The 12,965-nt window shown below is 44.7% G+C and carries 14 protein-coding genes; 11 read left to right on the plus strand and 3 right to left on the minus strand.

Translation table 11 applies throughout. The features are described 5' to 3' along the window. The first annotated feature begins 137 nt into the window (after positions 1-137). The 5 genes from Q4E93_RS34585 to Q4E93_RS34345 all read left to right on the plus strand — a co-directional run bounded on the left by Q4E93_RS34585 (position 138) and on the right by Q4E93_RS34345 (position 3,307). Positions 138-404 (plus strand): hypothetical protein, encoded by a 267-nt coding sequence (locus Q4E93_RS34585; protein WP_489670902.1) that lies wholly within the window; start codon positions 138-140, stop codon positions 402-404. Beyond that, the gene (locus Q4E93_RS34330) at positions 379-852 is read left to right on the plus strand and encodes a DUF7665 family protein (RefSeq protein ID WP_303592643.1); all 474 of its coding nucleotides are present in this window, start codon (positions 379-381) and stop codon (positions 850-852) included. Before Q4E93_RS34585 ends, Q4E93_RS34330 begins: the two co-directional genes overlap by 26 nt. Beyond that, entirely contained in the window at positions 839-1,327 is a 489-nt protein-coding gene (locus tag Q4E93_RS34335) for an MPN domain-containing protein (protein WP_303592644.1), read from the plus strand. Before Q4E93_RS34330 ends, Q4E93_RS34335 begins: the two co-directional genes overlap by 14 nt. Beyond that, the gene (locus Q4E93_RS34340; RefSeq protein WP_303592646.1) at positions 1,308-2,732 is read left to right on the plus strand and encodes a hypothetical protein; all 1,425 of its coding nucleotides are present in this window, start codon (positions 1,308-1,310) and stop codon (positions 2,730-2,732) included. The genes Q4E93_RS34335 and Q4E93_RS34340 overlap by 20 nt, the downstream gene beginning before the upstream one ends. Positions 2,733-2,806: 74 nt before the next feature. Then, entirely contained in the window at positions 2,807-3,307 is a 501-nt protein-coding gene (locus Q4E93_RS34345; RefSeq protein WP_303592648.1) for a hypothetical protein, read from the plus strand. A 1,108-nt stretch (positions 3,308-4,415) separates the two neighbouring features. Here the strand turns inward: Q4E93_RS34345 and Q4E93_RS34350 are convergent. Further along, entirely contained in the window at positions 4,416-5,309 is an 894-nt protein-coding gene (locus tag Q4E93_RS34350) for a hypothetical protein (RefSeq protein ID WP_303592650.1), read from the minus strand. A 220-nt stretch (positions 5,310-5,529) separates the two neighbouring features. Here Q4E93_RS34350 and Q4E93_RS34355 point away from each other — a divergent pair, with 220 nt between their 5' ends. The 5 genes from Q4E93_RS34355 to Q4E93_RS34370 all read left to right on the plus strand — a co-directional run bounded on the left by Q4E93_RS34355 (position 5,530) and on the right by Q4E93_RS34370 (position 9,267). Next, positions 5,530-5,943, plus strand: a complete 414-nt coding sequence (locus tag Q4E93_RS34355; RefSeq protein WP_303592651.1) for a hypothetical protein — start codon at positions 5,530-5,532, stop codon at positions 5,941-5,943. A 68-nt stretch (positions 5,944-6,011) separates the two neighbouring features. Continuing rightward, entirely contained in the window at positions 6,012-6,926 is a 915-nt protein-coding gene (locus tag Q4E93_RS34360) for a hypothetical protein (protein ID WP_303592653.1), read from the plus strand. A gap of 162 nt (positions 6,927-7,088) precedes the next feature. Further along, positions 7,089-7,199: a DUF6922 domain-containing protein gene (locus tag Q4E93_RS34590; protein WP_411162141.1), complete on the plus strand. Its 111-nt coding sequence runs from the start codon at positions 7,089-7,091 to the stop codon at positions 7,197-7,199. Between the two features lie 290 nt (positions 7,200-7,489). Then, positions 7,490-8,503 (plus strand): hypothetical protein, encoded by a 1,014-nt coding sequence (locus Q4E93_RS34365; RefSeq protein ID WP_303592654.1) that lies wholly within the window; start codon positions 7,490-7,492, stop codon positions 8,501-8,503. Continuing rightward, a complete protein-coding gene (locus Q4E93_RS34370) occupies positions 8,497-9,267 on the plus strand; it encodes a hypothetical protein (protein ID WP_303592655.1) in 771 nt (256 codons plus the stop codon). The genes Q4E93_RS34365 and Q4E93_RS34370 overlap by 7 nt, the downstream gene beginning before the upstream one ends. A 28-nt stretch (positions 9,268-9,295) precedes the next feature. On the opposite strand, the gene Q4E93_RS34375 is transcribed toward Q4E93_RS34370, so the two are convergent. Both Q4E93_RS34375 and Q4E93_RS34380 read right to left on the minus strand, forming a co-directional pair. Beyond that, a complete protein-coding gene (locus Q4E93_RS34375; protein WP_303592656.1) occupies positions 9,296-9,934 on the minus strand; it encodes a hypothetical protein in 639 nt (212 codons plus the stop codon). A 99-nt stretch (positions 9,935-10,033) separates the two neighbouring features. Next, positions 10,034-10,951, minus strand: coding sequence for an RES domain-containing protein (locus Q4E93_RS34380; protein WP_303592657.1), 918 nt, complete (start codon positions 10,949-10,951; stop codon positions 10,034-10,036). Between the two features lie 376 nt (positions 10,952-11,327). Here Q4E93_RS34380 and Q4E93_RS34385 point away from each other — a divergent pair, with 376 nt between their 5' ends. Beyond that, complete coding sequence (locus Q4E93_RS34385; RefSeq protein ID WP_303592660.1) at positions 11,328-12,128, plus strand: hypothetical protein; 801 nt, start codon at positions 11,328-11,330, stop codon at positions 12,126-12,128. Positions 12,129-12,965: the final 837 nt, after the last annotated feature.

Here is a 12,965-nt window from a genome sequence, read left to right on the forward strand (position 1 = left end):
AAAAACAATCGATCTTTGTAAAGGAAGAATGAATTAAAAGTCTAAATCAACCTTGTCCTAAAAGCGATAAGGCTTCAGATCGCCATGATTTCACGCATCATAAACATGTGCATGCTCATCGATGCAAAATATTGAAAGTGAATATTTTGTACAATGGACAAGAGCGCACATTTGATGTTTCTCCTGCTACCACCAGCTTTGTGCTACAGGAAAAGGCAGCCCATGAATTTGGAATCAACCCAGTTGATGCTGCAAATCTGATACTTACTCTTGAAAATCAAAAAGTTGTGGAAAAGACAGACCATATTGGGTCCTTTGTCAAATTTCCTCATTGTACGATTACACTTTTGTTAGTTCCCAATCCCCAAATTAAAGGTTATGACGCCCGATATTGCAATTTTTAACCAACACATGTCGGGTGCTGGTTTTCAGGTGGGCTTGGATAAAGGTATGTGGGGTGTTCCGGATAATGATCCGGAACGCCCTACCTGGCCTTATATAATAATATGGATTAAAGCCGCTATCAAAGAAAACGCACCTGATAAATTTTTTTTCAGATTTACTCTGGATGGATATCCTTCAAATGCACCTTCAGCATGTCCATGGGATAATGATAAACAAGTAGTGCTAAATATATCTGAATGGCCAAAAGGAGGAATTGTTACAACAAGTATATTCAAAACTGGATGGCCGATAGCACTTTACGCGCCTTGTGACCGATTAGCGATTGCAGGACATGCAAATTGGGAAAAAGAATACCCCGATTTGTGGTGGCGGTCCACTGATAAAATTGAAAAGTATCTCCATTTCATCCATCGCAACCTGAACTCAGCTGACTATGCGCAAGGCTAAACTAAAAATAAAATACCCGTTATGGGAACAACTTATAGCAGAGTTACGAGGCCGTGGACACGGCAAAAGAGAAAGTGGGGCGCTATTATTGGCAAAAGGTCAGGAAAATGAGATCGTTCGTTTCATTTGCTACGATGATCTGGATCCTCATGCCTTTGACACAGGTATCGTTCGATTTGACACTAGCGGATTTATTCCACTATGGAAGATTTGTCAAGCAGAAGGATTGCAAGTAGTAGCGGATGTACATACGCATCCGTCCGGATGGACGGGCCAAAGCTCATCGGATACATACCACCCGATCATCCATCAAGCAGGACATATGGCCCTCATTGTACCTCATTTCGCGATGAAAAATCAAAAAACGCTCCGCGGAGTAGGTATTTATGAGTATTTGGGAGCTTACCAGTGGAAGACATGGACTCGATATTCAGGTATTTTTAAAATCATTCGTTATGCAAAAAGAAATCAATGAAAATAATATGAATCGGCTAGCCATCAGTATTATGGAGAAAAATCACTGTACATACGAAGAGGCACTGGGCATTCTCAACCGACAGAGACTTTATCTGGTATGTGGGCCTGATATAATTGCTTCAGTGGCACTCCAGGCAGCTCTGATGACTGCAATAAATGCAGGTAAACGAGCTTTTTTAGGTGGTGTATTCGTAGTATTGCCATTTGATACATCATGTTTGGTGCCTTGGCCTGGAAGCAAATCCTTACAGTGTATTGTGACAGAATTAGGGGGAAGAATTATTGGATTAAGCGGAGTAGATGGCTTTCAATTATATTTTGGAAAAGCTCCTGCAGCAAAAGATTATGCCTTGCAGGTCGTGTGTAACAATTGGCAGGCCGGCGTCTTGAGGCCTGGCCAGGCAAATGAATTGAGTTTGGGAGGTAACAGCCCATTAGGGGGAGTCGCGGCGGGGGCACTAGGAGTCGCAATCGCTTTTCATGTTGTGACCGGCATACATGCGCCTGCCTATGACTATGATAACGGCATTTCCCTGTGGAGACCGGACTTGCCGTGGTTAGATGAAAGGGCTGTAGGACCTGCGGTCACAATATTACCCCAGAGATATTGGCTATTGGGACTAGGCCATCTAGGGCAAGGATATTTATGGAATATTGGTTTGCTACCTTATGAAAACCCTGCCGAAGTTGATATTCTATTGCAGGATTGTGATAAGGTAGTAGCCGCAAATAAGAGTGCCGGTCTGCTAATAGAAGAAGGTCAAGAAGAAAATTACAAGACAAGAGTATGCGCCCAGTTTCTTTCCAACAGAGGATTTAGTACAATTATCACGGAGCGTGCATTTGATGAACATACAAAATGCCAAGTAGGGGAACCATCAGTGGCTCTGTGCGGGTTTGACACAGCAGCGGCTCGCTCAATATTGGAAAGGGCTAGCTTTGATTTTATAGTCGAGGCATCCTTGGGAGGATCACTTGCCCTGTTCGATAATATTGTATTGCATACTTTTCCCGGATCAAATAAAAGCCCTGAGAATCTTTGGGGAAATGCAGGGCCTGATAAAGTGATCAATGAAGAGGTGCTGAAGCAATTCTCCTATTTGAACGCCGGGCCATGCGGGGTAATTGCGGAGACATTAGCGGCAAAAGCTATATCGACCTCTTTTGTTGGTGCATTTGCTGGGGCATTGGCTGTAGCGGAATTGGTTAGAGGATTACACAACGGTAGACGATTTGATACAGCAGTAATATCTTTACGGTCGTTACCCTATCGAAAGGCGATTTTGCATAGAAATGAAAGTTCTATTATCGATTTGGCGAGGAACGGATTTAGTAGTGCATCATTATCCGTAGAAGATCATGAGGAGCTGATACGCTGTGTAGATTTCGCTGAATACCTGTAATCTGTCCTAACAAATCATAAGGGATGGATGTTGGACAAATGTACATACAATGACAAATAAAAGAATGCTCGCCAATGAAGAAAAAACGAACTGCAAAAATATGCGATGGGGTTTTAGAAAAATTCCGGGGAAATAAATCTTTTGATTGGGACGCGATGCATGATAAGGATTTCTACAGCTCAATTGATGACGATTATTTTGAGATCGAAAATGTCATTAACTTTCTATTGGGGCAAGGTGTTAATGAACTAGAGAAATATGAGTACGACGGAAAAACATATATTCGATTAACCCCCAAAGGAATTTATACAATAAGCGATCTCAGAAATGAAGGATATATTGCTAAATGGAAGGGGAAATGGCGTGAAAATTTCTGGAAGAGATTGGTTGCTATAATAACCGTCTGTACTTTTATCTTAGTTAGCTACCGATTTTATAAAGACTTTATTGACGGCAACCAACGCATGAAACAACCTACAAATGCAATTAAGACTGATACGAGCATACAGAGAAAAGATAGCACGAAATTTAGGAGAGGCAAAGACTCAATGTCGGCGAGCAAGGTGCCACTGTAAAAGTATTTACAGGGAGGGTTAGTAGGAAAATCCCTTCCCCAAAGGACTGTAGCAGCGGACGGCCAAACTCGTGATTGCTGAAATGCATCACAAAGCCTGTCCCGGGGGTTTATAGGATACTTTGATAATCAACGGTAGCGCTCGATCTGTGATGCTGGAAAAAATCAACGAGGTCCAGCGGATGTTGTAAAAGGATTTGTTCCTGCGCGGCGTGTCTGCAGCAGTGCCAACATAGATGTTCCGCTTCGCGACGCATGAACAATGATAGAATTGTACGCACACCCGGAGCATGCCAGTAGCTGCGTGACAGGTAAGTAGAGCTGAAAGGGGCCATGGAGAGAGGCTTAATGAACGCTTAAGCTTCGAATTGCCGGCTATATCCGCCCCCGTGAAAACACCTTTTTTGGGATCGTCGACGACAAAAATCCGGTCATACAACCTATTTTCTCCTGGCCAGTGGGACCATGACCCGTGAATGGTGTATCTTCAAACGTAAAATGATCCCATGAAGAATGAATAAAATTGCAGACCGGAATGTCGTAGCCAGGGCGAGTGTTTTTCAGCCTGCGTCTCAGCCCCCTATGTCTCCCCGAGAGCAGGAATTCATAGATATTAAGATGCTGGCCTTTGTTACCAGTATGTCGGAAAAGATGATATTTAATCTAATCAAGGATCCAGATTTTCCAAAACTGAAGATTGGGAGAAGATTGTTGTTTGACAAGGAGGCCGTGATGAATTATTTGGTTAGAAAGTATGGGAATTGGTAGACCTTTTGTGAACGGTTGGGGTGATCAATGTATTGCTACATGATTTTCTGTCCGTAACAAATAAAAATAGAAAATCGATTTATGTCGAACGAGTTGGTGTCGTATTCACGGGCTGGAGATGTTTTCCATTAGCGATGGGCTGCCGGGCGATGTTTACATCTCATATATCCGAGCCAGCTTAGTGCCATCCCCATCCATAGAAACTGGTGAACCCATGTTAGCCGAAGGTCCAACCAAACCATGCCTCTGACCATATGACCTTCACTACTGATTTCCATCCTGTTTTTTCTCGCTTATAGAAAAGCGTTTCTTTTTTGGGCGCTGCCATGTACAGCTTCTTATTATTTTTGCTGATTCAGGGCGAGTGCTTTTTGTTCCAACGCCGCCTTCTTTTCCGTAAAGGGAGCCATACAAATCATACTTGTATCGACTCTGATGGCGTTGACGGATTCTATTCCCCGGGCAAGTGGGATGCCACGGAAGGTAGCAACATCCCTTACCCATTTAGCATTGGTGTTCGGAATATCCCAAAGTTCATAATCTACCATGCCAAACTGTTTGAAGGAATTGCCGAGGATATGACCGGTTTGCATGGACCCCCCGACCGTTGGTATTTTATTATCCTCAATAATATTTTGCAATAGATGGTATTCCGTGTAACCGCTGGTAAATATTCCCCTTTCAAACTTTATTTGTTGGGATAGTTCCATGGCGCGGGCAATGGCTACCTGGTCACCTAAAAACAATAACTGGTTGCCTATATCTTCTTCTACATAATGGAAGTGAATACCGTCCTTTTGTTCATTCAATTCCCAGGAGAATTTGAACAACCGGTTTCTACCGGTTTGTGGACAATGACCAGCCAACCAGATGTCGGATAGCCCCCTATGCCTGTTGATCTCCATGAGATGCTTGCAGACATCCTGATAAATTCCGTAAGCGATTTGTGCGATCGTATCTGCATCGACGGGACCATTGTCCGTAAACACGAGACTGGAAAGCAGCTCACTCATAGTATCGGCGACGATGCTACCATTGACATAGCTGCCAGCGAAGCACATGCCATATGAATGATTAAAAAGAACTTGCCGACGGTTGGAAGCGAAGATTTTGACCCCGATGGTAAATATTTTGGTGGCGATATCTGTACTAACGTTGCCTTGTGGATCTGTCAGTCGGGAATCAGAGGCTAATGATATTTCACCATTTCGTCCCCATGCTAAGCAAAGTGTCATAAGAATTTCAATTTTCAATTACTTGGTTCATCAAAGTACAATATAGCACAAATGGGAATAATTTTTTGCAACCCTTTCCTGCGTTGAAAAGGGTCATAGTAAAGGTAAAATGGTGCAATTTCATCGAATCAACGGATGGATGGATTATTATGGGCTAAAGATGTATCTTAGGTGTCAGCCCCATTTTCAAGGGGCCTTAACCAATCAAAATGAAAGCACAATGGGCAAATCGCTATCTCCCAAGCCAAAGCGCTGGGGTATGATCCAGTATACGATCCTGGAAGACGGAAACCTGCACGGCATATGGACGCATTCAGATAAGGCAGGGGACGGCGCTCCTGGTGGTCGGCGGCTTTTTCTGGAAATTGCCCGCAAAGTCGATGACCGGCATGATACTTTGCAGTCCAGAGCCCAGTTGGTGGGTGCGTATAATTGCGCATGGGTCGACGAACCCACCGATCTGGGGGTGTTGCAACAGTTGACCATTGGCCAGCAGGGCACTGTGTATACCTTTGAGTGGCGTACGGCAACTGGGGTGTCATTTACAGGCGTGGGTATGCGGCTGGGGCCGACGACACTGGTTGTTACCTTTTGGCCCGGTGCCGATAGGCAACATACGCTTAGTGCGAGTTGATTGCTGGGTACAACTGACCGCTATTGGCATAGGCATCAAAAAAGAGTTATTTAGATCAACGTATTGATATGGAAAAGCAAGACGAAGATAAACGCTACCAACAACCACTCGATGATGAACCTGATGAGGGCGGTCTCAATGATTTTGATGAACTCCATCTGGCTCACCAAGCCCGAGGCCCGTACATTACAGGAGAGGAGTTGCACGAGCCTTTGGCGCTGAACTTTTTTACCGCAGAAAGACTGGAACAATGGCGGAAAGAGTTTAGCAGCCATTTTCAGGGGGAAGAACATAACATGCTGAAACGCATAGAGAAATCGATCAAATCTTATGCGCGGTCTGTTGTTGACCTGAATAAGCATTTGCTTAACCTTAAACTCAGCTTACTGGCGGCTGACGAGACATTAAAGGAAGCGATCAGAGAACCACAGCAGAAGTTATTGGCATTAGAGATCCATGGGGACAAACTTCAGGAAAAATTGATGGAACCTCCGGTATTTCCGGCCGATTTTCTGGCCAAGTATCAAATAAAGACGCAGGAGATTGTTGATAAAGCGCTGACTGACTGGGCAGATCACATAGCGCATATGGATGATCTTCGAGAGGAGCTGGGGGATATCTCCATCTTCCGGGGTATTTCCAATAGTAATTATTATTTGAAAAAGGCTGGGAAGCCGGACTTTTTAAGCATGTACGCAGACATAGAAGGCGCCGTAATCGAATTTTTTGAACCTGAACTGCTCAACTCTAATAGTTTGAGTTTTGATACAGCTGAAAAATTCTTAACGATGTATAAAAACCAGCGACGAGTAAGCTTAGAGGGTAGGTATAATCAGTTTCGTCCCCGTTTATTGAGCTCTTTCATTACGTCACCGTCTTTTAAGCCAAACCAGTTTGAGTTGTTGACGATTGCGAGTTCGGAACCGAAAGATTTACGTGTGGTAAAGATGGATAGTGAATTTAGCCTGTTCAGGGTTGAGTAAGGGCGAGTTGCTGACTACATTGAGGGATTTCATTTTGGCAAAATAGCAGCAAGCCCACCGGTATGCCTTTGGGCGATGAATAAAAGACAAAGGCATCATCTGTTATGTTAGTAACGGCTCTTATCTTTCCGTTTTGCGGAAAACCCTCTTTTAGATACAAATATAAATCCCATCGACTGGAACAAACATGCTAAAGCGGTTATCAGAAGAGTATTTGAGAGAGGTAATGTATCTGAAAAAGAAGAAATAATCTGCTTCAACGGTCTTGAGTAGGTAAAGGCTATTATGGGAAAGGAAGCCTTTATCCATTAATCAATGTCATATTGGAATATAGATTCATTATTGCTGACTTTGGCAATCGATCCGTTGAGCCAAGAAACCATATATTTCCGGAGAAAATTTTAACTAACATAGTGTTTTGTCAAACTAACATGGTTATGTTAGTTAAATAAAAAATGGTTTAATTTAATGATTATTAATAATTAAATTAAAATAAAAATAATAAAAATATTAGTAAAATTCAATGCTAACTCGTATCTTTGTAAAAAGAGCATGTTAGTGTCATGACCGTCAAACTCGAAATAGAGAACCTACAAAAATCAGTGCTTGAATATCTTGAACGGACATTGGGGGCGGCTGTTCAAATGAATTCGGCTGAGCAGAGCAAAAAGGCACGGCTGTTGCCGGTTTACCTGGACCGATCTTATCGTTTTTTTTATGGTACGATTCAGGGCCAAACCCTCACTTTTGCCTTTGCCACTGAGCCTGATGTCCTTACGCCGGGTAGATTGAAAAAGGATGCTGCAGCTGTTGCGAATGTATTGGGATATCCGGTCGTCTTTGTCCTGGAGCGCCTAGAGGCTCATCATCGAACCCGGCTGATCCAGCAAAAAATAGCATTCCTGGTTCCCGGTAAACAATTGCATATTCCCTTTCTTGTCATCAGTCTGACTGATCCAGAAGAAAAGTTCCGGTTGCCGAAATTGGAAAAACTTCGACCCGCAAGCCAGGTATTGTTGCTGTATCACCTGGGGAAGGAGCGTTTAGATAGCGATAATTATCAGACCATTGCCCAAAAAATAGGTTATTCCGCCATGACGGTAAGGCGGGCTGCTGAAGAACTCGAAGCCTATCAATTGGCCCGAAAGGAAGGCAAAGGGGAGAAGTTCATCCGCTTTGCTGCATCCGGACGAGAGCTTTGGGATAAGGCTTTGACCTACCTCGCCTCGCCTGTTAAGATATCATATGCGATCAATCAATTGCCGAAAGATGTGATGCTCAAAAAGGCGGGCATCACTGCCTTGAGCAATTATACTGAACTGGCGTTACCAGCGCAATCCAGCTATGCACTATACGAGGTACAGCGCAAGGCCTTTGAAAAGAAATTACAACCTTTTGAGATTGAATATTTCGGCGGTGGTAATATAGAAATAGAGATTTGGAACTACGATCCGGGCATTTTATCCCAAGGCGATTCCGTCGACCCGCTTTCGTTGTACCTTAGCATCTCTTCTTATAACCAGGACGAGCGTACGCTGCTGGCGAAGGAGGAACTCATAAATAAGTATACATGGTGATAGGACTAGCTATTTTCAGGGAGTATTTTAAAGGATTGGAAAGAGCCTATCTGCTCATCGGAGGGGCTGCTTGCGATCAGCAATTTGAGGAAAGAGGATTGTCGTTCCGAGCAACCAAAGACCTGGACATCATCCTGGTAGCCGAAGCCCTCAGCCGCGAATTCATTGAACGGTTCTGGCAGTTCATCCAAGAAGGAGGGTATGAGAATAAAGAGAAAAGCGATGGACAAAAGCAATACTACAGATTTAGCAAGCCAAAATCGGCTGCCTTTCCGTCGATGCTGGAACTGTTTTCGCGGAAGCCTGACATTATTACGGAAAAAGAGGGCATGACCTTAACGCCCATACCGGCGGACGATGATCTTTCAAGCCTTTCTGCTATTCTGATGGATGAGGCATATTATAATTTTACCATGCAGCAGACTATGGTACTGAACGGCTTGCCGGTGGCCTCGGATGCCGCACTCATCTGCCTTAAGGCAAAGGCTTATCTGGATCTATCAGATCGAAAAGCAAAGGGAGAGAACATTGACAGCAAGAGCGTCACTAAGCACCGTTCCGATGTCTTTCGATTGACCGCTATCATAACACCTGGGACCGAAGCGAAGTTGGAGGGGACAATGCGAGCCGATATGGAGCAGTTTATTGCCAGAGTCGAAGAAGAAAAACCCGTAACCAAGGATGTATTAAAATCGGCGGGCTTACCGGTCATCGAACTACCTGAGCTGATAGATATCCTTCGGAAAGTCTTTTTGCCGAGTTAAGATGGCGCTGATCCTGCCATGGACAATATCAATCACCAACCACGGGTAGTATGTCAATGACAGAGCGCTTGCCTAGCAGGGGTTTCAGGTCTTTTTGGAATACATACTCCATATGCTCGGTTAAATGCACATAACGCTGTTCAAAAAAATAAACGGTCACCGTAATTACAGGCAGCTTTGGCAAATCCTGCAAAAGTGGGTATAGGTACATAGCCCTGGTCCGCCCGCTATTGGTAAGCCCAAGATGTTGCCGGATCCTTGTGGCAAGATTCTTTTTGACACTGCCGACGTACAAACAAGAGCTCTTACCACAGCTGGCAGGAACATGGCTGATGTTGCGAAAATCCGGGTGCTTGACGCCATGGTGGATCCGCAAATTTGCTGATGCTTCCTTAGCATGGACAAACGCCTTAAAAATAGCCTCCCTGTCGGCACGCTGGATAGTGAAAAAATAAACTGCCGGATGAGCTTTCTTTTTCCTCACTTCTTCAAAGAAATCATGCGCGTGAGCACGGTTACGCTGCCCTTTGGCGCCGGCCAGGTGCCTGACCGCATCCCAATCGATGGTCCATTGAATAGGGGTTGGTAAGGACAGTTTTTTCAGGACCTTGAGTTGTTGGTAAAGGTCTCGGACATAATCGGCAAAGGGAAATGAGTCGTTGAGCATAATATATGATTAGGGCGCAAAAGCTATCATATTCTTGTTCGTTAATTACCTTATTGAATATACGTTTAGTTTCTCGTTGTTCCGAAGAGCACCGATGCGCTAAGTCTTTGATGCCGGGAAATGATGCTCAAATTCCTGAATGTCCGCGTCAGTAGGCCCACGCCAAATCACATTGTCCACATTGGCATCCCCTATGTTAAGGAGCTCATATCGCCAGGTAAACGCGACATCCGACGTCTTCTTCAATTCATGGATTTTTATTTTGTATACTTTGACGAGGGCAATTTCTCCGGCAGCGATCAATTTTGGATTGAATGCAAAGTTGTTGCCTAAATGCTCGGCCTGCACGCTGGGGTAAAAGACAAAATCCCCTGATTGTGGATCATCGTTATACAAGAACTGATGCGAAACAAGCGAGGAAAACGTGTGGCTGCCGGTCTTTGTAAATTCGCTGTGGTAGAAATCCAAATAGTGCTTGACTTCCGCTGCGGGAAGGAACTGCTTAAAATAGTTGATCACAACGGTCGTATTCTGCTGGACATAGCCATACATTGGATTTTCGGGAGGTAGACCGCTAAAAAGAAAGGAAAGCGCCCTCCAGGTCCGGTCCAATTGGACTTCCCAGTGCGAAAAATAATAGGTCGTGTCGAAAAGGTGGTCCTTATCCTGGAGGACTTCAAAAAAGCTGATCGACCAGACGTCACCGCAGTAAAATGCGGGATGTTTGGGAAGGTTACACCGCTGACGGGAAGCAATGGCTTCCGGTGGATGCTGATACGTGGAGGCCAGGTGTTCATAAGGGATGGCCCAGTCCCCGGTAACCCGAAACAGCCGTTGACCCTTTACCGGCATAGGACTCTTAGGATGAAAGGCGAACAGCGGTGTGTTGCCGTCGAAGGTCAGTTTGCCGTTTTCCGCGAGATATTTTTGCCACACAGCCGCCTTGTCAAGTGCATTGTCGATCACGTCCAGTGTTTGGATGCGTTGCTGTAATTCCGCCAGAGGAACGATTGCCATAATATTGATCAATAAAGGTATTAGGGGATTGAAAACGCCGGAAAAATAGGACAATTTGGGATACGCAGAAACCGTAAAAACACGGAATTTAATTTGGGTAGGGTCTCTCTATTTACTTGCCGCCGCTTACTCCCACAATCATCCTTTTCTGTTTCAATATTAATCCCTTTGTCTTATTAGACGGGCCATAACTTCTGTTTTATAAATGTCTCTTCCCTTCCTGCACTTATCCTTCCGGCTAGAGAGTGGAGGGGATGGATAAGGCCATTCCGCTCCACTTCTTCTTCAAAAATTGCATACGATTTCTTTTTCCGTGAGTAGTTGGAAGACAGCAAAGCTATTGCAAAGTATCGGAAAAATGTGTATCCTGTAGATAATGAAAGCCTTTCTATGCGTATATCGCCATCCGATCATTGCGCCGCGGGATTTGCGCAAAGCCCAGCGGGGCGCTGCCACTCACCCGGACCTACAAGTGTTTTTAGATCGTTATTTTCAGCCAGATTGCCGGTACGATTGGGGAGACGATCCCTCGTTTTTTCAAGCGACGCACCGACTCGGGGATCCGCGCCTGGCTTCCTGGGGCGTCTGCCGGTGGGAGGTGCGGCAACAGTTGCAGCCAGGTGATCTCGTCATCTTTATTTGCGGTTACGAAGGACCGGAGAAGCAAAGTTGGGAGTATTATTACATAGGACATGGTACCGTGCTTCATACGCTCCAACGCGAAGGAATCTTTCAAAACGATCAATTTGCTGCGTATCGGCCGTTCTTCAACATGATCTCAACATGGGAGAGGGGACAAGTGACCCAGGGCGAGGCATTCGGCGATACTCACGGGCATTTTATAGATCGGTGCCAGGCGGGGTATATCCTTTTTCAGCCGGATGCAACAGACTTTAACCTGACCGGCTCATTACCCATCGCTCGTTTTGATAAAGGTAATGCAGCTGAGCGATGGTACACAGGTGATCCATTGGTTGCCGGCTTGCAACATGCCCTGTTTTTGGATGGCACGATCGACCGCGGACTCAACACCGGAAATTGGCGGCGCCCGCATGTCCATATTCCCATTCATAAACACCTCGATAAAGTAGGACGCTTGGATGAACTGATCGATTTACGACCCAAACTGACCCGCCTATCGGCGGAAATCCGGACGCGAAAGGAACCCTCCCCCTAAGGTTGGAATAGCCGACTTTTACTAACGCTCTGGACGGTTTCAGGTTACACATCATTCGCGATCTTTCCAAATCGATCCAATGCCAGGTTAATTTACCAACCGAACCAGGAAAAGAAACCACGTTTTTTCTAACACTGTCGGATGTGGCATAATACGTTATGGAATACATCCTGGCGAAGCCATCGACCGCGAGCTTAAGAGGCGAAACTTAAGCCAGAGTTCTTCCTGCTATTTCTCTTCCCAAGCATCCTCAAACTCTTAACGCCATTATAAATGGAAGATGAAAACTGATTACGGACTTGGCACTGAAAATATAGCATTCTCTTGGTTAGAAGAAGGTGAATACCGATAGTTTAGATGTTTGTCAATTAAGAAAAGTGAAGTTTTTTTCGAATCTTTACAAATTCGAACAGCATTGAAAATCAGTTAGTAAGGAGGTGTTTTAAAATAGTTGTACCTCCTTTGTACCTCGGGTCATTTAACTTATTGACAAACAATACTTTTTACTTTTTGTATTGGGAAGTGACCGGCGGGGATTTTGCCCGCGGTTGGTGCACGATATTTTTGAGACCCCTGATTTTCAGGGGTTTTGTTTTGTCTTCTTCGGCTTTCCTTAGCCTTTACTAGCCAAAATCTTGTTACGAATCTGGGACTACGATGGATTTTGGGGTGATCTTCAGGTTGTGAGGGGGAGATTATAGCAGCGAAACGCTCGCAAAGTCAGCCAAACGCTCTTAAACTCTTCCTTTTTCAGGAGAAATTGTATCGACCCCATATAACCTGGACAGTTTTCTAAAGGTAGTTTAGTAGTTTTTCATTTTCAAAAGGGACCGGATT

Origin of the sequence: Flavitalea plasmicola, from assembly GCF_030546645.1 — a bacterium.
Lineage (GTDB): Bacteria > Bacteroidota > Bacteroidia > Chitinophagales > Chitinophagaceae > Puia.